The organism is Bacillus sp. FSL M8-0166 (assembly GCF_038008825.1).
In the GTDB taxonomy this organism is placed as follows: Bacteria; Bacillota; Bacilli; order Bacillales; family Bacillaceae; genus Bacillus; species Bacillus safensis.
This window is the reverse complement of the sequence record NZ_JBBOZZ010000001.1, coordinates 2,132,316-2,154,276: the sequence shown is the minus strand read 5'-3', so window position 1 is coordinate 2,154,276 and position 21,961 is coordinate 2,132,316. Positions and strand designations below refer to the sequence as shown.

At 39.1% G+C, this 21,961-nt stretch carries 21 protein-coding genes, 1 pseudogene, 1 riboswitch and 1 other annotated feature; of the genes and pseudogenes, 11 read left to right on the top strand and 11 right to left on the bottom strand.

Annotation, left to right across the window (positions count from 1 at the left end):
- Positions 1-6: 6 nt before the first annotated feature.
- The 4 genes from NSS92_RS11290 to guaA all read left to right on the top strand — a co-directional run bounded on the left by NSS92_RS11290 (position 7) and on the right by guaA (position 6,098).
- Complete coding sequence (locus NSS92_RS11290; RefSeq protein WP_340868000.1) at positions 7-969, top strand: AAA family ATPase; 963 nt, start codon at positions 7-9, stop codon at positions 967-969.
- Positions 966-2,156, top strand: a complete 1,191-nt coding sequence (locus NSS92_RS11285) for a DUF58 domain-containing protein (RefSeq protein ID WP_340867997.1) — start codon at positions 966-968, stop codon at positions 2,154-2,156. Before NSS92_RS11290 ends, NSS92_RS11285 begins: the two co-directional genes overlap by 4 nt.
- Before the next feature lie 9 nt (positions 2,157-2,165).
- The gene (locus NSS92_RS11280; RefSeq protein WP_340867995.1) at positions 2,166-4,370 is read left to right on the top strand and encodes a DUF4129 domain-containing transglutaminase family protein; all 2,205 of its coding nucleotides are present in this window, start codon (positions 2,166-2,168) and stop codon (positions 4,368-4,370) included.
- A gap of 186 nt (positions 4,371-4,556) precedes the next feature.
- A complete protein-coding gene (guaA, locus tag NSS92_RS11275; RefSeq protein ID WP_047202820.1) occupies positions 4,557-6,098 on the top strand; it encodes a glutamine-hydrolyzing GMP synthase in 1,542 nt (513 codons plus the stop codon).
- Between the two features lie 79 nt (positions 6,099-6,177).
- Here guaA and NSS92_RS11270 read toward each other — a convergent pair whose 3' ends face one another.
- The 4 genes from NSS92_RS11270 to NSS92_RS11255 form a co-directional block, all read right to left on the bottom strand.
- Positions 6,178-6,663, bottom strand: coding sequence for a YbaK/EbsC family protein (locus NSS92_RS11270; protein ID WP_340867992.1), 486 nt, complete (start codon positions 6,661-6,663; stop codon positions 6,178-6,180).
- Complete coding sequence (locus tag NSS92_RS11265) at positions 6,663-7,754, bottom strand: AraC family transcriptional regulator (protein WP_340867990.1); 1,092 nt, start codon at positions 7,752-7,754, stop codon at positions 6,663-6,665. The genes NSS92_RS11270 and NSS92_RS11265 overlap by 1 nt, the downstream gene beginning before the upstream one ends.
- Positions 7,755-9,416 (bottom strand): 2-isopropylmalate synthase, encoded by a 1,662-nt coding sequence (locus NSS92_RS11260; RefSeq protein ID WP_340867988.1) that lies wholly within the window; start codon positions 9,414-9,416, stop codon positions 7,755-7,757.
- A 57-nt stretch (positions 9,417-9,473) separates the two neighbouring features.
- Positions 9,474-9,738: a binding site (T-box leader), on the bottom strand.
- A gap of 242 nt (positions 9,739-9,980) precedes the next feature.
- Complete coding sequence (locus NSS92_RS11255; RefSeq protein WP_340867985.1) at positions 9,981-10,868, bottom strand: helix-turn-helix domain-containing protein; 888 nt, start codon at positions 10,866-10,868, stop codon at positions 9,981-9,983.
- A gap of 88 nt (positions 10,869-10,956) precedes the next feature.
- On the opposite strand from NSS92_RS11255, the pseudogene NSS92_RS11250 reads away from it, so the two are divergent.
- Positions 10,957-11,160, top strand: a pseudogene (locus tag NSS92_RS11250) (glutamine-hydrolyzing GMP synthase); the annotation flags it as partial.
- A 301-nt stretch (positions 11,161-11,461) separates the two neighbouring features.
- On the opposite strand, the gene NSS92_RS11245 reads toward NSS92_RS11250, so the two are convergent.
- From NSS92_RS11245 to NSS92_RS11220, 6 genes are all read right to left on the bottom strand, one after another.
- A complete protein-coding gene (locus NSS92_RS11245; RefSeq protein ID WP_340867983.1) occupies positions 11,462-11,671 on the bottom strand; it encodes a hypothetical protein in 210 nt (69 codons plus the stop codon).
- Between the two features lie 72 nt (positions 11,672-11,743).
- Complete coding sequence (locus NSS92_RS11240; RefSeq protein ID WP_041108713.1) at positions 11,744-12,214, bottom strand: DUF7878 domain-containing protein; 471 nt, start codon at positions 12,212-12,214, stop codon at positions 11,744-11,746.
- The gene (locus NSS92_RS11235) at positions 12,190-13,038 is read right to left on the bottom strand and encodes an SAR2788 family putative toxin (RefSeq protein WP_340867980.1); all 849 of its coding nucleotides are present in this window, start codon (positions 13,036-13,038) and stop codon (positions 12,190-12,192) included. Before NSS92_RS11235 ends, NSS92_RS11240 begins: the two co-directional genes overlap by 25 nt.
- Position 13,039: 1 nt before the next feature.
- Positions 13,040-13,969, bottom strand: coding sequence for a S8 family peptidase (locus NSS92_RS11230; RefSeq protein WP_340867978.1), 930 nt, complete (start codon positions 13,967-13,969; stop codon positions 13,040-13,042).
- A 633-nt stretch (positions 13,970-14,602) separates the two neighbouring features.
- The gene (locus tag NSS92_RS11225) at positions 14,603-15,163 is read right to left on the bottom strand and encodes a GNAT family N-acetyltransferase (protein ID WP_340867976.1); all 561 of its coding nucleotides are present in this window, start codon (positions 15,161-15,163) and stop codon (positions 14,603-14,605) included.
- Positions 15,164-15,167: 4 nt separating this feature from the next.
- Entirely contained in the window at positions 15,168-15,353 is a 186-nt protein-coding gene (locus NSS92_RS11220; protein ID WP_070326836.1) for a Fe3+ hydroxamate ABC transporter substrate-binding protein, read from the bottom strand.
- A gap of 179 nt (positions 15,354-15,532) precedes the next feature.
- Between NSS92_RS11220 and NSS92_RS11215 the strand changes: the two genes are divergently transcribed.
- A complete protein-coding gene (locus NSS92_RS11215) occupies positions 15,533-16,078 on the top strand; it encodes a sigma-70 family RNA polymerase sigma factor (protein ID WP_340867972.1) in 546 nt (181 codons plus the stop codon).
- Positions 16,047-17,474: a DUF4179 domain-containing protein gene (locus NSS92_RS11210; RefSeq protein WP_340867970.1), complete on the top strand. Its 1,428-nt coding sequence runs from the start codon at positions 16,047-16,049 to the stop codon at positions 17,472-17,474. The genes NSS92_RS11215 and NSS92_RS11210 overlap by 32 nt, the downstream gene beginning before the upstream one ends.
- A gap of 18 nt (positions 17,475-17,492) precedes the next feature.
- Here NSS92_RS11210 and NSS92_RS11205 read toward each other — a convergent pair whose 3' ends face one another.
- Complete coding sequence (locus tag NSS92_RS11205) at positions 17,493-18,680, bottom strand: MFS transporter (protein ID WP_340867968.1); 1,188 nt, start codon at positions 18,678-18,680, stop codon at positions 17,493-17,495.
- Between the two features lie 100 nt (positions 18,681-18,780).
- Between NSS92_RS11205 and NSS92_RS11200 the strand changes: the two genes are divergently transcribed.
- From NSS92_RS11200 to NSS92_RS11185, 4 genes are all read left to right on the top strand, one after another.
- On the top strand, positions 18,781-19,677 hold the full coding sequence (locus tag NSS92_RS11200; RefSeq protein ID WP_340867966.1) for a LysR family transcriptional regulator: 897 nt from the start codon (positions 18,781-18,783) through the stop codon (positions 19,675-19,677).
- 115 nt (positions 19,678-19,792) lie between these two features.
- Positions 19,793-19,894: riboswitch (purine riboswitch) on the top strand.
- 144 nt (positions 19,895-20,038) lie between these two features.
- A complete protein-coding gene (locus NSS92_RS11195; protein ID WP_340867965.1) occupies positions 20,039-21,364 on the top strand; it encodes an NCS2 family permease in 1,326 nt (441 codons plus the stop codon).
- A gap of 208 nt (positions 21,365-21,572) precedes the next feature.
- Positions 21,573-21,734 (top strand): hypothetical protein, encoded by a 162-nt coding sequence (locus tag NSS92_RS11190; protein ID WP_166644707.1) that lies wholly within the window; start codon positions 21,573-21,575, stop codon positions 21,732-21,734.
- Positions 21,735-21,745: 11 nt separating this feature from the next.
- Complete coding sequence (locus NSS92_RS11185) at positions 21,746-21,925, top strand: YezD family protein (protein ID WP_024424503.1); 180 nt, start codon at positions 21,746-21,748, stop codon at positions 21,923-21,925.
- The last annotated feature ends 36 nt before the right edge of the window (positions 21,926-21,961 follow it).

Sequence of the window (21,961 nt, the reverse complement as noted above, 5' to 3'; positions counted from 1 at the left end):
ATCAGGATGGCATTTGATGAACCGATGCATTCAGATTTACAAAAAATCGTAGATAACATCAATAAAGTCATGGTTGGGAAAAAAGACATTGCGATATTAAGCCTTGTTGCGATTTTGGCGAAGGGGCATGTGCTGCTAGAGGATGTGCCTGGTGTAGGGAAGACGATGATGGTTCGTGCTCTGGCAAAATCCATTGGCTGTGAGTTTAAGAGAATCCAATTCACTCCTGACCTTTTGCCTTCAGATGTAACAGGCGTGTCGATTTACAATAAAAAGACAAATGAATTTGAATTTAGGCAAGGGCCGATCATGGGGCAGATTATTTTGGCTGATGAGATCAACCGGACCTCTCCTAAAACACAATCAGCATTGCTTGAAGCGATGGAGGAAGGCAGTGTCACAGTGGACGGAGAAACGATGCCGCTTGCGGATCCTTTTTTCGTCATGGCGACGCAAAATCCAGTGGAATATGAAGGGACTTATCCGCTGCCAGAAGCGCAAATGGACCGGTTTTTATTCAAGCTGCGGATGGGATATCCGACCATGCTCGAGGAGCTGGAGGTGCTCAACTTGCAGGAGAAGCAATCCCCGATTGATACGCTCCAAGCTGTCATGACAAAGGAACATATCCATGCGTTGCAGCAGGCTGTTCAGACCATTCATGTGGATGCCTCCATTAAAGAATATATTGTTGAAATTGCTCAAGCAACGCGTAAACATCCATCTGTTTATTTAGGTGTAAGTCCAAGGGGATCGATCGCCCTGATGAAAGCGGCTCAGGCATATGCGCTTTTGAATCAGCGTGATTATGTGATTCCTGATGATGTACAGTATTTGGTGCCTTATACATTGCCGCATCGTATGATTTTGACATCAGAAGCGACATATGAAGGGAAGAAGGCGGAGACACTGCTGCGACAAATGCTTGAGCAAATTGGCGTGCCAGTTCAAAAGTCGATGACTCAATGAAGTCACGTAATCGTTTAGCCGTTTCATTATGGTTACGGATGATGCTGCTCATCATTCTCACTGCGGCAGCCTTTTGTTATGCTATGTTTCAGGGAGGGTTTGTGAGCTGGTTCCTTTTTTATGCATTTTTACCATATGCTTTGTATGCATTGCTGTTTGCACTCGTTCCGCTGCGCGCGACAGCTAAGAGGACATTACAGCAAACCCGCTTGAAGGCGGGGGATGTGCTGTCCGTTGACCTTGAGATCAAGCGGACACATCCATTTCCGTACGTTTACGTCATGATAGAGGATGCTCCGCCAGACACCTTTCACTTACAGGAACAGATTGAAATGAAGCAAATGCTTTTTCCTTGGTTTCGGAAAACTTGGCGATTTTCCTATCAATTGAATGATGTCATACGGGGAGAGCATCATTTGACAGCGGTTCGAATCAAAACGGGTGATATGTTTGGGTTTGTTGAGAAAGAAATCATCATTCCGTTAGAGAAAAAGCTGCTTGTCTACCCAAAAGTGCTGGATATCCCAGTAGAGCCTGCTGAGTCAGTGAATGAAAATGGAAGCAAAGCGGTTCACTCTTGGTTAAATGAACCGACCCATGTGACAACAGGCGTAAGGGAATACCAGCAAGGAGACCGTTTTGCTTGGGTGGACTGGAAGACGACGGCCAGAAGAGGCCAGTTGATGACGAAGGAATTTGAACAGAATCAATCAAAGGACCTTGTCGTGTTTGCTGATTTTACCGATCAAGCTGTTTTTGAAACAGTCGTCTCTATTACAGCATCTGTTCTTCAAACGGCTGTGAAAAAAGGAGTGCCGTCAGGTCTTGTCCCTCTAGGAGATCAGCATGCCTTTCGAGTCGATCAAGGAGAACTTCATTTACAGGACATGCTTTATTATTTAACAAGGGTGCAGCATCAGTCTTCCCGCGCACTAGAATATAAACCGTTAGCAGCGAGTGAGTACCAGCACTCAGGAAAATATGTCGTCACGGGTCAGCTGCAGGAGGAGCTTGCGGCAAGTCTCTTTGGAAATCGAAACAGAAAGAACATCACCGTGCTTTTAGTGAAGAAAGCCGTTGACCATTTGACGACAAAAGAAAAACAGCTTGTAGACCGGCTAAAGGCCTCTGGAATACGCATTACCCTTTTATTTGAAGACCGGTTGCACGAAAGAACTGTGAGGTGACAAACATTTATGCTGCATACGCATCTGCGGCAAAGCCGTTTTGAATTGTTCATCTATTATGCTGTAGCTTTTCTGCTGCTATGGGAGTGGCTTCGTCCACTTCAAGATTTTACAGAGACGAGCCATACGTCTTATTTCATCATTTTTATCGGGCTTACGTGTTTGTTTACGTTCTTTCGTCTGAAGTGGTATGTGACGTTTCCTATTTGTGCTGGACTGATTTTGCTCGCCTTATATTTGATCTTTTATCAATCAGCGCCAGGCTATCCGGCTGCTTTGTTTGCTGATATCAAGGATAATATCACGTTAATGAGCATGGGCATGTGGAGTGACATGTATCCGTCTTTCCGCACATTGTTGTTTTATATTTTGCTGTGGCTGCTTGTCTACTTGCTTCATTATTGGGTGGTCTATCAGCAGCGTATCTTTTTCTTTTTACTGATGACGATTGTGTATGTCACGATTCTGGATACGTTTACGCCATATGATGCAGCCTTTGCGATCGTTCGCATTATGATATTTGGATTTTGTCTGCTTGGATTGCTGTATTTCGATCGACTGCGTTCAGCTGAAGGCGTTCGGGTGTCACAGAAAGCGCGTCTAAAGTGGTTTTTGCCTATGCTGGCGCTTGTTCTTCTATCAGCGTCACTCGGCGCTTCTTTGCCTAAATCTGATCCGAAATGGCCTGATCCTGTCCCGTTTTTTAAGGCGGTCACGAATCAAGATGGGACAGCCGGGCAGAATAAAGTGGGATATAGTGCAGATGATTCGGCGCTAGGTGGACCGTTTAGTGAGGACCGCACACCTGTTTTTAAATGGAGCGGAAAGGAGCCGTCTTACTTTCGTGTAGAAACAAAAAGTATTTACACAGGAAAGGGCTGGGAGGATGCTTCAAATGATACGAAGCCTACTCGGCTAAAAGGCGCCGAGGTGCCAAATAGATGGTTTACCAATCGTGTGAAAACAGAGGAGCATGAAACAAGAATCGATATAGAATCGGACTATCGATTTAATCATGCTGTCTATCCTATTGGAACGGTCAGGCTGACGCCAATGGAAAATATTCCGCTCCAAATCATGGGCAAAACGGAGAAAATTGTGCCGTCTATTCAAAACCCGCCCAGAAATTTAGGGAACTACCAAGTCAGCTTCTTATCTCCTACATTTATCCTTGAGGATTTGCAGAGAATCAAAGTGCCGACAAAACAGCAGGTAAATCAGCAGGTCGGACGTGAATACTTGCAGCTTCCGTCCTCATTGCCTGAGCGTGTGAAAACTTTGGCAAACAGTTTAACGGAAACGAAGGACAATATGTATGATAAAGCGAAAGCAATCGAGGATTATTTAGGATCTGCGAAGTTTTCATATGAAACGCAGAATGTCGCTGTGCCTGGTCGTAATGAAGATTATGTGGATCAATTTTTATTTGATACGATGATTGGCTACTGTGATAATTTTTCAACTTCTATGATTGTGATGCTTCGTTCGATCGGGATTCCGGCGAGATGGGTGAAAGGGTATACGTCTGGCCAGTTATATGAAACACAAATGGATGGAAACAATGTGTATGAAGTGACCAATAACAATGCGCATTCATGGGTAGAGGTTTATTTTCCAAACAGAGGCTGGGTCACCTTTGAACCGACAAAAGGATTTACAAACCCAGAGACATTTACGAATGAAGCTGTTTCAAGCGATCAAACGGATGATCCAAAGGAAGAAGAAGATCAGTCTAGTTCTGATGCAAGTGAAGATCAGCAGCAAGACCAGCCGCAGCAGCAGGAGACAGAGCAGCCGGCACAACCAAAGGAGCAAACATCGCAGGCAAAGCCAAATATGGTACATGTTGGTTGGGTTGTAGGTTATGCGGCAGGAGCTATTGTCCTGCTTGGATTCATCAGCTGGATGCTTTATCGATTCAGGGCAAGATGGCTTCCATTCTTTATTGTAAGAAAGGTGAAACGTCTGCCAGAGGATGAAGCATTCTTCTATGCGTATGCGGCTCTATTAAAGCAGCTTGGGCGCAGGGGGATCGAGAAAAAGCCAGGTATGACGCTAAGAGAATTCGCTTCGCTAATTGATGAGAAGGATGGAGATCATCATATGTCAGAGCTGACGCAGCTTTATGAACGTGCGCTCTATCGGCGAGAGGATGCGGCGGCGCTTTGGCAGCAATCGGCAAAGTTATGGGAAAATTTAATAAACAGGAGATAGTCTTGACCGCGTACCTTCCTGTTGTTAGAATAGGTGAATATTAAAACCTTCTAAAATACATGAAATTGAAGCGTTCGGATGTGAGTCTGGGCGCTTCAAAAGCGTGATTCACACTGAGAGCAGGTTTTCTCCTCTCATTTTTTCTGTGCGTTTATAAAAAACTATATTGGACATAGAGGTGACACCATGACAAATTTAGTAAATGAAATGATTTTGGTTCTCGATTTCGGCAGTCAGTACAATCAGCTGATCACACGCCGTATTCGTGAATTTGGTGTGTACAGTGAGCTTCATCCGCACACTTTAACTGCTGAAGAAATTAAAAAAATGGCGCCTAAAGGAATCATCCTTTCTGGCGGACCGAACAGTGTTTATGATGAAGGATCTTTCCGCTGTGATGAAAAGATTTTTGATCTGGGCATTCCAGTCTTAGGAATTTGCTACGGCATGCAGCTCATGACTCACTATTTAGGCGGGAAAGTAGAAGCGGCCAGCCAGCGTGAATATGGAAAAGCAGATATCCATATTAACGGAACACCTGCTTTATTCAAAGACCTTCCGACTGATCAAGTCGTTTGGATGAGCCATGGTGACCTCGTTGTTGAAGTACCAGAAGGCTTTACAGTCGATGCAACAAGTGCACATTGTCCAAACTCAGCCATGAGCTTAGCTGAGAAGAATTTCTATGGCGTTCAATTCCACCCAGAGGTTCGTCACTCTGAGTACGGAAATGACCTATTGAAAAACTTTGTCTTCGGCGTGTGTGATTGCGATGGCAAATGGTCAATGGAGAACTTCATTGAAATTGAAATGCAGAAAATCCGTGAAACAGTAGGCGACAAGCAAGTATTGTGCGCACTAAGCGGCGGTGTGGATTCATCTGTTGTGGCCGTATTGATCCACAAAGCAATCGGCGATCAGCTGACATGTATTTTCGTTGACCACGGCCTTCTTCGCAAAGGCGAAGCAGAAGGGGTTATGAAAACATTTAGCGAAGGTTTCAACATGAACGTGATTAAAGTAGATGCAAAAGATCGTTTCTTAAACAAGCTAAAAGGTGTGTCTGATCCTGAGCAAAAACGTAAAATCATCGGTAACGAATTCATCTATGTATTCGATGATGAAGCGGACAAGCTAAAAGGAATCGACTACTTAGCACAAGGAACACTTTACACAGACATCATTGAGAGCGGAACAGCAACGGCACAAACAATCAAATCTCACCACAACGTAGGCGGTCTTCCAGAAGACATGCAGTTCGAATTGATTGAGCCTTTGAATACGCTATTCAAAGATGAAGTCCGTGCCCTAGGTTCAGAGCTTGGCATTCCTGATGACATTGTCTGGAGACAGCCATTCCCAGGTCCAGGACTAGGTATCCGTGTACTAGGTGAAATTTCTGAAGAAAAACTAGAAATCGTCCGTGAATCTGACGCAATTCTCCGCGAAGAAATTGCCAACTTCGGCCTTGAGCGCGACATCTGGCAATACTTCACGGTTCTCCCAGACATCCGCAGCGTAGGTGTCATGGGTGACGCAAGAACATACGACTACACAATCGGCATCCGTGCTGTTACATCTATTGATGGTATGACGAGTGACTGGGCAAGAATCCCTTGGGACGTGCTAGAAAAGATCTCAACTCGTATCGTCAATGAAGTGAAGCATATTAACCGCGTGGTGTATGATATTACGAGTAAGCCGCCTGCTACGATAGAGTGGGAGTAGTTATAATAGAGCTAGAAACCTTTGTGTATCAAGGGTTTTTAGCTCTTTTTTATTTTTAATTGCACTTTTTCCTTCCGTTTTAATGTGTTAATGGATCATTCCATCCCTTACACACATCAATCCATTGTGAATAACCGGAGTGTTTTTCTAATTGTTTTATTGTGAGTTCAATAGCACTGTTACTGCTCCCGCAGGCTGGATAGACTGTCTCAAAACGTTTGAGTGAAATATCTAAATAAACAGAAACGCCATTCTTTATAGCAAAAGGACATACTCCGCCAATTTCATGACCGACCAAGTCAACGACCTCATGAGGAGAAAGCATCTTAGCTTTTGTTTTAAAATATTCCTTGAATTTTTTGTTATCAACTTTTGCATCGCCAGAGGTCACAACTAAAATAGCTTGTCCATTTACTAGAAAGGAGAGTGTTTTTGCGATTCTTTCAGGTTCGCAGCCTAATGCAGAAGCAGCCAAGTCTACGGTTGCACTAGATACTGAAAATTCTTGAATTCGAGTATCCATATCATATTGTTTAAAATAATCTTTTACTTTTTTGATTGACATTATGATTTCTCCTTTTTATTAGTATTGATTTGACATGATCTATTATTTAAACGATATTGATGTGGTGTTAGGTGATATTTTTTCTTAAATAAACGAATGAAATGCTCTACATTTTGATAACCAACGGCTGCCGCAATATCATCTATTTTCAAATCACTACCAGTGAGCATTTTGCAGGTTTTTTCCAATCTTATTTCTTGTCGAATCTCACGAAATGATTTGCCAAGCTTACGAGCTATATATTTTGACAGGTAAGACTGTGAAAGGTTAAATTCCTCTGCCATCTCCTGGATTGTTATATGCTCACAACCTTGCTGAATATATTGGAGCATTTCAATAATACGTATATCACGATATTGTTTGACCTGATTTACGTTCATATGACTTGGTTTGAATCTTAATAAAAGACATAATAATATCTCAAACAAATTATTCATAATCAATTGGTAACTAGGAAATCGATTATGATTTTCTGTAAATAGTTGAAGAGAGCAGTCTAGCAAATTTTTATCCAAGTGATTTTGGAAAATAAGAATATTTTTATTCTCTTTTATATACAATGCATTTAAAAAGAACTCTGAAATGACATTGTTGCCTTTTAACATTTTAAAAAACACTTTTTGAAAAGTACTCTTACGGATCATGATTTGCATGGCGATTGTATTCTCCATTACAATTGGCTTGTGTATGGTGTCAGGTGGAATAAAGGCAATATCTCCTGATTTTAAAGTCATTTTTTTGTCTTCCACTTCTACATACATCTCATTTTCCAGAACATAGATCATTTCAAAGAAATCATGGATAGCCGACAATTGAGGCATAAAACGGCTATACTTTCTCACTTCGATATCTTTCTCCTGACCTAACCACATGGTATCTTCCTTTTCAAATTCGTTCTGCCCTTTTTGCAAAAATTCTTCTATATATATTTGCTTATGCATTAAATTGTTTTTATCATAATTCTTCAAAAATAATTGCAATGATTGATTGTCATGCTTTTTCTGTTGGTATTGTTGATAAAAGATTTCTTGTTCGTTATATTCTCTTAAATATTGCATCACTTCATGTTTTTCAAGTTTATCTTTTTCCATCTACATCCAAACCTCTAGTTTATTTACTGCAACCACCAGGGCCTTCACTGTTGCTTCTATAATATCTTTATCAATTCCAGCACCCCAATGCATTTTTCCTTGATATGAAATTCCAATCTGTGCACAGGCTTTTGCTTGGGAATCATTGCCCAAAGAATTCTGTTCATAGACTTCCAAAACATACCCGAGATGAAAATATGCTTTTAACGCATTACTGATTGCATCTAAACTTCCGGTGCCAGTTCCTTGTATTTCAATTTGTTGATCATCTCTCAGCAAAGTTAAGGTAACTTCCTGCTTCTCTCCTTTATGAAATTGATAATCAAGCAGCTGGAAATGAGGGTGAAAATCAACATACTGTTCTTTAAAAACATGATATATTTCTTCGACAGACAATTCCCTATTTGTCTGATCAGATACTTTCTTCGCTGCATATCCCATGGCTTCATTCATTTGATAAGGAAGTTGAATGCCATAGTTTGTTTCTAGTATATAGCCTATGCCGCCTTTTCCAGACTGGCTGTTGATTCGAATCACATCCGTTTGATAATTCCTCCCCAAGTCAACGGGATCTACTGGGATATACGGAACGTCCCATTTATCAACTTTATTTTCTTTTCTATATTTCATACCTTTAGATATCGCATCTTGATGTGACCCAGAGAATGCGGTGAAAACCATTTCCCCAGAATAGGGCTGCCTCTCAGGAACAGTGATTTTTGTTAGTTTTTCATATTTTTTACGAATAGCTTCTAGGTTATTGAAATTCAATTTTGGATCATAACCTTGTGAATACATATTCATCGCCAAGGTAATCAAGTCAACGTTCCCTGTACGTTCACCGATACCAAATAATGTACCTTCGACTCTTTCTGCGCCAGCCAGAACACCAAATTCTGCATCACTCACCCCAGAGCCGCGGTCATTATGAGGATGAACAGATAATGTCACACTGTCTCGGTAAGACAGATTTTTGTGTATATACTCAATCTGACTTGCAAAGATATGAGGCATTGAATATTCAACTGTTGTCGGAATATTGATGATTGCTTTATGAGTTGGTGTCGGTTTCCAAATATCTAAAACACTATTACAAATATCTAACGCATAATCAACTTCTGTTCCTGGAAAGCTTTCTGGACTATATTGAAAATAAATATCACTATTTGTTTTTTCGGCAAGTTCTTTTACTAAAATAGCTCCATCAATGGCAATTTGTTTAATTTCATCTTTTGTTTTCTTAAATACCTGTCTGCGCTGCGCTTCTGAAGTCGAATTATATAAATGAACAATCGCTTTCGGTACTCCCTTAATGGCTTCGAAGGTTCGGCGGATAATATGCTCTCTCCCTTGTGTGATCACCATAATCGTGACATCGTCTGGAATCATATGATGATCAATCAGTGTCCGTAATAGCCTAAACTCCGTATCAGAAGCAGCTGGAAATGCGATCTCAATTTCTTTAAAACCTATCTCTACTAATAACTGAAACATTTCCAATTTTTCTTCTAAGTTCATAGGAATAGGTAATGCTTGATTTCCATCCCGCAAGTCCACACTGCACCATATCGGAGCACTTTCTAATGTTTCTTTCTTCACCCAATCATACGTAAGGTTCGGTGGCAAAAAGTATTTCTTTTCGTATTTTTTGTGGTTAAACATCATCGATTCCTCCTAGAAAATAGAATATAAAAAAAGCCTTTCATCCCCAATATTTACCTTGGAGACGAAAGACTTCTTCTTACGCGGTACCACCCCTGTTTCATGATAACCATACATTATCATGCCCTTATTCGGATACAGATTGTTTGATCTTATATCCTTCCCATATAACGGTGGGGGGCCGACCTTAACTGCATAGATCCTTTTCATTTCACTAAGGCTACTCTAAGGTGAGTTCCCTGCCTTTTTGTTATTGCTTCTCATCAACCAGCAACTTTCTGAAAACATTTCGGCAAGTACTATTCCTTATCATCGCATTCTAATTTTTCTGATTTTTTCTATTATACCAAGTCTACAAAAAAGAGATAGTGATAGGGATATCTTTTTCAATTGATTTTTTTTGTCCTATGGGTGCTTATCTTTATTTTACATCTGTTTTAATGTGGTATCCTCTTCACCAAATAAAAATCCAAGGCCCAAAATATAGGTGAGTGAATTAACAGCGAACAATAAAATCGCACCCATCTTTTTCATGGCAATCAACCTCCTCTTAACTTCAGTCTGCTAGCCTTCAAAATTTAAATTCACTGGTTCATCCTCTAAATGATCCACAGTATTTTGTTCTGTCACTGGCACACTTTCATCTACAATTTTAAAACTAAGTTCGTCCATCCAAATGTGACCTGGACCTTGAAGTAATATGCCAAACGCAATGACTTCACTTTTTACTGGAACATCCAATACTACACTAAAATGATTCCAGCCGTTTGTTCCTGTAATGGGGCGGTTCATCATGTTGTCAAACGCAAGAACTTCACCTGAAGAATGGTCAATCCTCATCCATAAACCCGCTGAACCTTTCACATCTTCGCTTTTGACAAAAGCAGAAAATTGAAGGCGTTCTCCACGGTAACGATCAGACTTAATTTGCTGCATTAAGGTCGCGAATCCTCGTGCTTTTTCATCTTTTGATTTTAAATAAGCGGAGTTAGTACCGCTGTGTACAATTCTGTTATCCAAACCCGTTTCATAGTCAGATGGTGTTTCCCCCGTCATAATCCAGCCAGTAGGTGTGTTCGTATTTGCAGCCATCTTCGTTTCCTCCTTATCAATGACATTCCTTAGTAATCTCCGATAACGTGCTGGCGACATGTCATATATCTTCTTAAAGGCTCTAGTGAAGGATTCCTGTGAACCAAAACGATACTGCAATGCGATATCAATCGCCCTTTGGTCCGTATGAATTAAATCCTTCGCCGCTTGGGTCATTCGACGTTCCCGTATATAATCAACAACTGACTTCTTAATCACTTTTTTGAACATACGGTGAAAGTGAAACCTAGAATAACCAGCGTGTTTCGCTAGAGTTTGAAGCGGTAAATCATCTTTCAGATGCTGTTCAATATAATTCAATGTTTCTTGAATCGTTTTCTCATGTTCTTGATAGGACAACCGAGCACCTCCTTGCCTTACGAGTTTAGTATAGCGGAAATGTTCTTTAGGAAACTTGACTTTTTGTGCTGTGTTGCAATTTTAGAATAGACCTTCTAGTCCTGGTTCAGGACTTGGTATCCGTGTACTGGGTGGAGTTTCTGAAGAAAATCTAGAAATCGTCCGAGAATAAGATTTAATTCTACTCGAAGAAATTACCACCTTGGGCTTTGAGTGAGACATCTGACAATATTTTAAGGTTCTCCCAGACATCCGCAACAAAGGTGCCATGGATGACGCCAGAATATACGACTAAACAATTGGTATCGGTGCTATCACTTTGATTAATGGCAAGAAAATAAAAGGGTACTCTAAAAAAACTGTTGAGCGCATTTTAAATACAGTTTGGGATATTTACCATGTAAGATTAATAGAACAATCTTTTTTTAAGATAATAGTAATAAGGAAGAGATATTTTTATCATATTTCAGTTCAAGAGATGATGCTTTTAATGAGTTATCTAAAATAAATCAAATAAAGATTTTTGTAATTAATGATGGAAGACCGCTTGCAATTCGAGATATAGGTATAAAAGATATTTGTAACGACGAATTTTACAATGAGCTTTCATTCTTCATTTTTATTGCTATTTTTGAGCATTCTTCTCTGTTTTGATTTATTAGCCATATCAATCCTACAAATATAGACATCCCAAACATCTTTAAAATAAAACTTGTCAAAAATGTATATCCTTCAATTTCAATACCTAGCATAATTGTGGCTATTATGATTCCTATAAAACCAGCTAAGAAATATAAAATCAAAAATACACCTCCTCTAAAAACATCCTACTAAAACATTGAAAAGAACCCCTAACCAGGAGTTCTTTTCTCTATTCAATATTTTCTTAATGGGATATTTCCAATAAAGTTTTTTAGTGAAATTTTATAATGTTGTTCAATGTCACGTCCAAGGCTTTCATGTAATACCTTCATTTGTTCAATTATATAATTAAGATCGAAGACATTATATAACTGTTGAGTTTCCCAAATAGTGGTGAGTCGAGCCTTATTATCAAATGGTATTACTGAAATAATGGGGTCGTCTTCCTCATACTCCATTGTGTAATATCTATACTCTGTAACTTTGTTTTTTTTCTTTATCTTTTTAATCCAGTCGTGCAAAGATGCATAAAATTCTAATAAGGCGATATTTTCTTCAAAATATACTTCGCCATTTATAACTATTTTAAACTCTCCCTCTACTCTTAGAGCTGTTGACGGATCTTTCTTCATGTTCTTTGGAATATCTTTCTCATCAGATGTGAACATATAATTAAATTCTACTTGATTGGATAAGCTGTCCATATTTTACCATCCCAACCTATAACTATTTTTATTTTTGTCTCACCTTTTGTTCCGATCTTCTTTTTCAGATTTGCAGTGATGACAAAGGATAGTTTTTTATTATTGTTTATAGTAAACGAAACATTTTTAGATTGTAAGGCTTCTTTTATCCATTTATTCACTGTGCTCTTGCTTTTGGTATCAAATTTTCTGTATCTACCTTTTGCATTACTAAGATGTTTGTTGCTAACAGAAAACTTAGAAACTTTTTTTATACCTTGTTTAATTACCTGTTTTTTAAAAGTTTTTATTATTAGCTTCTTTCCGTATTTTTTAATAGCATATTGAATACAAAACCTAGAAACAATTCCAACTATTATTGCTGGAACAATTGATGACTGAGCTTCTATGGTGCTAACTTTATACTCTTTTCCTGTTTCATCATCCACAAAGGTTGCTGTAAAATCATTTCCTTCAATCTCTTCAATTAACACGTTGAATTTGTTAGTTTCTTTTTCCCCATTTTCTAACTCTGTAATACCATCAACTGTGATTTCACCTGTCTCATGATTAATTTTCATGTCAGTTTGGACATTCATACTCTCAGCTTCAAGCTGAGTAGATACATTAACTTCATCTGGGCTTTCCTTAACTTCCATTAACATATCTTGTTCTAGCTCTATCCCCAATTCTTTTTCAACATTCACTTCATATTCTTTACTAGCATTCTCTTCTATTCTTAAAGCATCAGAATCAATTTCGCCTGATTTTGCACTTGCAAATTCAGGAACAACTCCACACAAAAACAATGTTAACACAAGAATTTTTATTAAAACCTTCTTCAATCTAATTCTCTCCCTTGTTACAAATAATCATCCCATTGCCATACTCTCTGTCATAACCTAGCTTTCCAAGATCAATTGTATTTTTCTTGAGTGTTTGATGAACATTCTCTTTAGATTTGTATTTTTTAGAATACAAACAGCCTATAGCACCTGTTGCAAACGCAGTTGCAAAGGATGTACCTTTAACCTTCGTATATCCTCCGTGTATATCAGTTGTTTTAATATTTACTCCAGGCGCAGAAAAGTCAATTTTTCCTTTTGCTGAAATTGGATCAATTTTTAGTTTTTCGTTAAGTGAGGATATCGATAAGACGCCATCATATTTCGCAGGGTATTCAACAGTTAGACCTAATGTATTTCCAGAAGCAGCTGTAATTGTTATATTGTTATCTAGAGCACTTTTTATAACATTTCGTAATTCATCGTAGTCTTTTCCAAATCCGAAACTTATATTAATTATGTCTACCTTTTGCTCAATACACCATTTAATCCCTTTGACAACATCTTCAACTTTTCCTTTGCCATTTTTATTTAGTACCTTGACATCATAAATAATGGCATTCTGTGAAATACCTTTTATTTCTTCACCAGTTGCAGCGATTATTCCGGCAATTGCTGTACCATGACCATACTCATCTTCGATAGATTTTTTTGGTTTAATAGCATTGTACCCATAAAAAGTTAAATCTTTAAACTCTTTATGCGACTTATTAATACCGCTATCAAGGATAGCAATTTTGACATAATTCTTATGATTATTAGGTTTTTCATGACCTATAACTTTATATCCCCATAGCAGGTCTTTTTCCTTCTCTGTCTTGTATGATTTACTATTATCCTCAGAAACATCGCCAGATAGTCCCCAACATAATACAATTGCAAGAATCACTAGGCACGAAACAAATAGTAATAAGGCTTTTGACTTTTTCATTCAAGCTTCCTTCTCACATACAGTATTTAGAATTAATACAGAATATACCTCCTTTCCCTTTTTATGAAATACAAGAATATATTAACCTGTATTTATTTTGATGTAAATGTTATTTAAGAGAATATATCCTTATATATTTAAAATTTCCCATGCGTATACTACTGTAAATATGCCAGTTCTTCTTCTTGACTCGTTTACTTAATAATTATCTATGATTTTTTTGATTAAAAATGTTTTGCCACTGCCGCTATGACCTGATAACACAATGAGTTTATTCATTACTTGCTGTAACCTCACTCCAATTCCACATGTCCAACGTTCTCCAAAATTGAAAGCGAAACAAGTAAACGTAAAAATAATGTCACTAAAATAGATTTTGAAAATGAAAAATCTAAATTAATCAGTGAAATTGAAAATGAACAAAAATTATTTTTTTGGAATATGAATTATTCCAACTAAAACAGATTAAAGAATAGGCTATTTTTATTTGAATCTTGCTGGAATTGTAAGTAAATTAGAAGGGTTACCATGTAAAGAAATCTCTAGTCATAAACTTGACTAGAGATTTCTTACTGGGTAATTGTGCAATTTTAATTCATTCACTTTAACGCTTTTGTTTAAAAATTATTCAGTTTATTTGAAATCCCTCTTCAAAATCGAATACATAAACACATCATCAAACCCATTCTGACCAAGATCATACTCCCGCAATAAGCCCTCTCTTACAAAATCAAAGTTCTCCAATAATTGAACAGAGGACGTATTTGCTGGATCAATAATCGCTTCAATTCGGTTCAGGTTCATTTCCTGAAATCCATATCGTAACACCGCAGCAATCGCTTCACTCATGATGCCTTTTCTCCAATGATCGTGATGTAATTCATAGCCGATTTCCGTGCGGCAGTGCTGTTTTTCTAGGTTGAGAAAGCCGCAGCTGCCGATGATCGCAGGATCATCTTTTAGAGAAATGCTCCAGCGGATGCCTGTTTGTTCTTTGAAGATGTCGTGATACCACTTGATTTCTCCTTTTGTGTTTTCAATCGTTTCATGAGCATCAATTCCCATGTAGCGGCACACGGTTTCATTGGATAAATAGATGTGCATATCCTCAGCGTCTTCGATCGTTGCTTGTTTTAAGATCAGTCTTTCGGTATGTATCGTTGGAAATGTTTGGGGAAAATTGATTTTGTTCATTTGGTTATCCTCCATGCGATGTCTTTTGTTCTGTACATGCCTTACAATAAAAAACCCCTTCATTCCTCAGCCAAGCCTTTACCTCTGTCATTCCTTTTCTTTTTGGATAGACCAGCTTGACGTACACTTCTTCGTTTCCTTCTATCTTTTTCTGACAGCTAGCACACGTGGGTTCTTCAAATAGAAACAATCGACTTACTCCTTTTTGTAGATATTTCTTCCATTATATCAAATGTTCGACATGTTCTTTGCGGCCCGTTATTCACTTTTTCTATTTTTGTCCGACATATGCTAAGTAAAAGAAATTTCCATTTGTTGAAACCGTTTGTGAGAAACCTTGCTCTAACAGGTGTAGGAGGTGTGAGTGAGATGAAGCAAGTGCGTCTAATTAAAAAAGCACAAAAAGGGAATGTCCCGGCATTTGAGAAATTAATGTTGATGTATCAGGAGCGTTTATATAAAACGGCTTTTCTCTATACAAGAAATAAAGAGGATTCGTTAGATGCTGTTCAAGAAACGGTCATTAAAGCGTTTAAACATTTATCTGGATTAAAAGAACCGGATTATTTTTCTAGCTGGCTGACGCGGATTTTGATTCATACGATTTTTGCGATGAAGAAAAAGCAGCAAGATGTTGTTCCATTTGAACAGCATCATGAGAGCGTTGAGCGACATGATTTGTTGGAAGACAAGCTCGATTTAAAAAATGCACTTGAAGTGTTAGATGAGCAATATCAGCTCGTGATTCAGCTATTTTATTTTCAAGATTATTCGATTTCAATGATTTCTGAACAGATGGGTGTGCCTGAAGGAACGGTCAAAACTCATTTGTATCGAGCAAGAAAGCTATTAAAGCAAACATTGGAGAAGGAGGAGAGTGTTGATGGAACGAAAAGAAATGAAAAAGCTTTATGATGAGATTGATGTACCAACAGTTGAAGTGACCTCTGCGATTCGCCAAGCAATAGGAGATGTAAAAGCGGAACAGAAAAGACATTGGTTCAATTGGAATTGGAGAACGCCAATATACTCTGCCATTGTTCTCATCGTCCTTTACTTTTCATCAGGTTTCCTTTTTCCTTCTCTTAATACAGCGATGGCACGTGTCCCGATTATTGGGCAATTTTATATGATGTTTCACGATAAAGTAGGAATGGCTCTTTTTCAGAGTGATTTGGTGAAACATGTCAATGAGGGGGCTGAATCAAGAGGAATTACTGTGAAAGTAAACAGTGTTTACTATGATGCAGGGCGACTTGTTTATACGTTTACTGTCGATCATTTGAATACAAAAGAAAATTCAGTACCATTTGTAGTCAACCTAGATCCAGTAAATGAAACCACCCAATCGAATGACTACAATCATGAATTAAAAAAATTGAAAGATGGTCGTTATGCTGGACAGGTGACAATCTATACAAATGGACAAACGATTAAGCAAGGTCAAAAAGCGCCACTCGTCATTTCGAAAATTGGAGATATAGTAGGGAATTGGCGATTTGAATTACCTGTAGTGAAGCAAAAAACTACTATATTAGCTGGACAAAAAGACGTATCTATTTTAAAAGGACGTTATCAAATAAGGAATGTAAAAGTAGAAAAAGGATTGAAAGGGTCTGTTATTCAATATGCCATTGATTACAATGGTTTTGCCAAAGATGATAGAGTCACTATAGATAGAATGAAAGATGATTTAGGAAATGATTACCAATTCGAACTTGGAACAGATTTAGGAGAAAAACAACTGACTCCTGAAAAAACTAGAAAAGATCATTTGACCATTTTGAATCAACCGATCGATCCAAAGGCGACTGAATTAACATTTTACACAATTGTGGACTTCGAACGAGAAGAAAGCAAAATCATTCCTCTTCAGACAAAGCTGCCTGTTCAGTACAAAACAAAGCATCATGGAATTGGAATCAAAATTAATAAAATAGAGCAAAAGGGTCATTCTGTAACAGTTGATTATCAATTTACTGGAGTAGACCAGAAAGAATTAGATGAAGATATTATGGAGAATGTAGGTGAATGGATAGGATTAGGTGACATTAAAAAGCTAAAATCATGGTCAGATTCTGAAGCAAATGATGAAAACGGATATTACTTAGAGAGGAACGATGCAAAGGTGACCAATGTAAAGACAGCCTCTTTGCAATCCACTTTTGAATTTGATAAGAAGTTAGACACAATATCACTTAAGGATTATGGGCTTAATCTTGATTTGTTAGAACTGAACCGTTTGGTACCACAGAAAAATATCATGGTAACCATTCCAGTCAAAAAAGAAACATCAAAAGCTAGTCGATAAATAAGAGAGCGAACATGATTATACATGTTCGCTTTTTGTCTGTTGTTCCGCCAGTCGATGACGGTTGAACGAATACCTGATCAACATCAACGCCACAAAACTAGCTAATCCACCAATCCAACTTAAATTCATTACATTTGTATACTGAATAATCACGCCGCCCATGGACGATCCGAGCATCATGCCGATGTTCATAATCGCTGTATTAAAGCTCAGCACGGTTTCTGATGCTTGGGGTTTAAGGGAGATCAGATAGTATTGTTTCGCTGGTGTTGTTGTCCATGTGGCGATGCCCCATATGGCGAGCGTGATCAAGACGCTAATTGTAGAGAATTGCGTAAAGAATAAGGCAAAGAGAGCGAACATCTGGATCATGATGCTGAGCGAGATGGTTCGGTTTGGTCCCCATTGATCAACGGCGAAGCCGCCAAAGCGTGAGCCAATAAAAGCAGAAATGCCTAAGACGAGCAAGGCCATGCTTGTCATTTCAAGTGAAAAGCCGGCGGTCTTTCGCAATAAAGGAGAGATATAAGCAAAGACCATCGTGTAGCCTAAGATCCAAAAGACGGTCGTGGTTAAGCCGCTGATCACCCTGCGGTCTTGAAGGATGTGTAATTGCTGTTTCAATGGCAGATGAGAATGTCCCTCTATGCGTGGCAGCAATTGATAAAGAAGCAAGAAGAGACAAGCAGTACCTAGTGCAATGATGAGAAAAATATAGTGCCAATCCACATGACCTGATAGAAATGTTCCAATCGGCACACCAAGTACGAGTGAAACGGTGAATCCAGTGATGACCGTCGCCATTGCACTTCCCTTTTTTTCTGGCGGGGCGATCTGCGCTGCATAATTCGTGGCGACGACAATATATAAGCCGCCGCTCATGGCCATGATGACGCGAGAGAGCAGGAGCAGCACAAAATGATGGCTGAAAAAGGCGAGCATATTGCCTAAAATAAACACAAAAATAGCTGATAACAAAACCTTTTTTCGGTTTAGTTTCGACGTTGCTATGACTAAAAAGAGAGCGCCTACTGCATAAAAAAGAGAATAGACGGTGATGAGCTGTCCGGCAGCAGGAATGGAGATGTGTAAATCAACAGCAATGATATCTAGAATGCCTGACACGACGAATTCTGACGTGCCTGTGACAAATGAACCGACAGCTAAAAGAATAATCAATAACTGATGAGATGTGTTTTTCATTTTGAACCCTTCCTTCATGTTGATGCGTTGTCTTTAGTTTAAATTCCGTGCTAACATAAGTAAAATTGATGTTTTTCATGAAGGAGATGAGTAAATACTCATGAGCTTTGTTCGCTTTGATATTATCGCAAAAGTTGTGGAGCTTGGCAGTTTTACAGCAGCAGCTGAAGCATTAAATATGACGCAGTCAGCTGTCAGTCATGCAGTGGCGAATGTAGAGTCAGAGTGGGGCGTGTCTTTATTCATTCGTGACCGAAAAAAGGGCATTATGCTGACGGATATTGGTCAGACCCTTCTCCCGCATATTAGAGAAGTGTTAAATAGAGTGGAGAAAATCCAGCAAGAAATTGCGCTAACGAAAAATATTGAAACAGGTATGATTCGTATCGGCACATTTGCCAGTGCCTCTGCTTGTTTACTGCCTAAACTGCTTGTGAGCTATCAGAAAAAACATCCAAAAATCGAATTTAAATTCTATGAGGGAACGTATGAAGAAATATTGGAGTGGCTGGATTCTAGCATCATTGATGTTGGATTTGTTGTGAAAGGCTATGCGGATGAAGCTTTTGATTTACTGCCGCTTATGAAAGATAAGATGGTCGTCGCCTATCACCCAAATCATCGATATGAACAGCAGCCCAATGTAGATATAACAGATTTGGCGGGTGAACCATTTATTATGCCGACTGGCATGTATCAATCACATGTAGAGGATATTTTTTCGGAGGCGCAAATGAAGCCAGCTGTTTTATTTGAAGTTCATGATTGTACGACCATTGCCCGTATGGTCGGAGAAGGACTTGGTATCACAATAGGCCCTGAGTTATTTTTAAAAACGCAGCAGCTTGTGCATATTCGCCAGCTGAATGTCTCTCATCATCGTGAGGTTGCGCTCGCCTGTCCGTCGCTCTCTCAAGCTTCTCCGGCAGTGAAAGAGTTTTTCCATGTAGCCGAAGCGGTTTTTGCAAAAGAGAAGGATTTGGAGAAGGGTGTATAAAGAACTAGATGTGATTTTCCAAATTCGTGTAATAAGACGAATGAAGCGGACATTTCTTTGAAAAATGTTCGCTTTTCGTATTGTGTTTTAAAAATGAAGTTGGTACAATAGACACAGAAATCAAATAGATAGAAGTCGTATAATCGCGGGGATATGGCCCGCAAGTTTCTACCAAGCTACCGTAAATGGCTTGACTACGTCAATTCACACTCGTTTGATATAAATCATGCATTGTTCTTGTTTTATGTCACGGTCTGAATTCACATATGTAGTCAAGCGTCCCAAAATTGTTGGGGCGTTTTTTATTTGACTAGTGAATGGGGCAGGCTAAAGCAAAAGGACATGAAGGGAGTCAGTTGGCTTGAAACAGTTTTTTCAGTTTGATGAGTTAGGAACGAATTACCGCAGAGAGATCATCGGTGGTTTAACCACATTTTTGTCGATGGCTTACATTCTGTTTGTTAATCCGATCACACTTGCATTAGTGTCTGTGCCGGATTTTCCAGATAAATTACGAATTGATCAGGGGGCAGTCTTTACAGCAACGGCGTTAGCTTCTGCTGCAGGGTGTATTCTGATGGGATTGATCGCCAGGTATCCGATTGCGATAGCACCCGGTATGGGTCTGAATGCGTTCTTCGCCTTTTCGGTTGTGCTTGGCATGGGCATCAAATGGGAAGCGGCACTTTCAGGTGTGTTTGTTTCAGGATTGATTTTCGTTGCTCTTTCTTTAACAGGTTTCCGTGAAAAAATCATCAATGCCATTCCGGCTGAGCTGAAGCTGGCAGTTGGTGCAGGTATTGGTTTGTTCATTACGTTTGTCGGTCTTCAAGGCTCTGGCATTATCGCCAATAATGATAATACGCTCGTTTCGCTTGGAAATATTCATAGCGGTCCTGTTCTGTTAACGGTATTTGGTATCGTTGTGACGGTCATTTTAATGGTACTTCGAGTGAATGCAGGTATCTTCATTGGGATGCTTTTGACAGCTATTGCAGGGATGATTTTTGGTCTTGTGCCAGTACCATCTCAAATTGTGGGAAGTATTCCAAGCTTGTCTCCAACCTTTGGTCAGGCCTTGATTCACTTGCCAGAAATTTTCTCCATTCAAATGCTTGTCGTGATTTTAACGTTCCTATTCGTTGGGTTCTTTGATACAGCTGGTACACTTGTGGCTGTGGCAACGCAGGCTGGTTTAATGAAAAATAATGAGCTTCCTCGTGCAGGAAGAGCGCTTCTGGCGGATTCTTCTTCTATTGTTGTAGGTTCTATTCTTGGTACATCTACAACAACATCTTATGTTGAATCTAGCTCAGGTGTTGCTGCTGGTGCGCGTTCTGGTTTTGCAGCTGTCGTCACAGGCATTTTCTTCTTGCTTGCGATGTTCTTCTCACCACTGTTATCCATCGTTACATCGAATGTGACAGCACCTGCTTTAATCATTGTCGGTGCACTGATGGTCGCTCCGCTGGCGAAGATTGCATGGGATCGTTTTGAAATTGCGGTACCAGCGTTCTTAACGATGATTATGATGCCACTGACATACAGTATTGCAACAGGGATTGCGGTTGGCTTTATTTTCTACCCGATTACGATGATCTTTAAAGGGAAAGCGAAAGAAGTGCATCCAATTATGTACGGATTGTTTGTCATCTTTATTCTATATTTTGCTTTCTTAAATCATTAATTGAACAACCGAAACAGCAGCTCATGGAAGCTGCTGTTTTTTTGTTAAAAAAATAAAAACATAGTTGACTTATAGGAATTATGTGTTTATGATAAAAAGACATAATTCGCTGATTGGATCACCAAAGGCGCTTTGATTTCCTTTTTTAATAGAAGGTTTCAGGGTGCCTTTTTTTCTTGCAGACATTCAAAAAGGGAGGAGATGTCTTTTGTCACGCTGGCTTAGACAGGTGATTGAACGAAAAAAGCAGGTGCTGATTCAAAAGCTCCTTTTATGGGGGCATGAAGAAAAACAGGAAGCGCTCATGCATTATACGATTCATGAGTTAGAAAATGAGGTTCTCTATTTAAAAGAGCGAAAACAAAAATAGGGGGATGAGCGATGGATGAACAAAAGCTGAATTATATTTTATCTGCCTTAAAAGGGATCGACTATGGATCAGTGGTCATCACCATTCATAATGGACATATTACACAGGTCGATACGACCAAAAAGACTCGGTTCCCCGCTCATCAGGAGAATCTCCGGGTCCAGCAAGGAAAGCGGAGCCAATATCGTTGACCACGAATTTCAACATTGATAAAAAGCTGATGGAGG

Bases quoted from the DNA above. Each gene is read 5' to 3' on its own strand.
- NSS92_RS11290 (WP_340868000.1), top strand. From the start codon at position 7: ATGGCATTTGATGAACCGATGCATTCAGATTTACAAAAAATCGTAGAT.
- NSS92_RS11285 (WP_340867997.1), top strand. From the start codon at position 966: ATGAAGTCACGTAATCGTTTAGCCGTTTCATTATGGTTACGGATGATG.
- NSS92_RS11280 (WP_340867995.1), top strand. From the start codon at position 2,166: ATGCTGCATACGCATCTGCGGCAAAGCCGTTTTGAATTGTTCATCTAT.
- guaA (WP_047202820.1), top strand. From the start codon at position 4,557: ATGACAAATTTAGTAAATGAAATGATTTTGGTTCTCGATTTCGGCAGT.
- NSS92_RS11270 (WP_340867992.1), bottom strand. From the start codon at position 6,663: ATGTCAATCAAAAAAGTAAAAGATTATTTTAAACAATATGATATGGAT.
- NSS92_RS11265 (WP_340867990.1), bottom strand. From the start codon at position 7,754: ATGGAAAAAGATAAACTTGAAAAACATGAAGTGATGCAATATTTAAGA.
- NSS92_RS11260 (WP_340867988.1), bottom strand. From the start codon at position 9,416: ATGTTTAACCACAAAAAATACGAAAAGAAATACTTTTTGCCACCGAAC.
- NSS92_RS11240 (WP_041108713.1), bottom strand. From the start codon at position 12,214: ATGGACAGCTTATCCAATCAAGTAGAATTTAATTATATGTTCACATCT.
- NSS92_RS11230 (WP_340867978.1), bottom strand. From the start codon at position 13,969: ATGAAAAAGTCAAAAGCCTTATTACTATTTGTTTCGTGCCTAGTGATT.
- NSS92_RS11225 (WP_340867976.1), bottom strand. From the start codon at position 15,163: ATGAACAAAATCAATTTTCCCCAAACATTTCCAACGATACATACCGAA.
- NSS92_RS11215 (WP_340867972.1), top strand. From the start codon at position 15,533: ATGAAGCAAGTGCGTCTAATTAAAAAAGCACAAAAAGGGAATGTCCCG.
- NSS92_RS11210 (WP_340867970.1), top strand. From the start codon at position 16,047: ATGGAACGAAAAGAAATGAAAAAGCTTTATGATGAGATTGATGTACCA.
- NSS92_RS11205 (WP_340867968.1), bottom strand. From the start codon at position 18,680: ATGAAAAACACATCTCATCAGTTATTGATTATTCTTTTAGCTGTCGGT.
- NSS92_RS11200 (WP_340867966.1), top strand. From the start codon at position 18,781: ATGAGCTTTGTTCGCTTTGATATTATCGCAAAAGTTGTGGAGCTTGGC.
- NSS92_RS11185 (WP_024424503.1), top strand. From the start codon at position 21,746: ATGGATGAACAAAAGCTGAATTATATTTTATCTGCCTTAAAAGGGATC.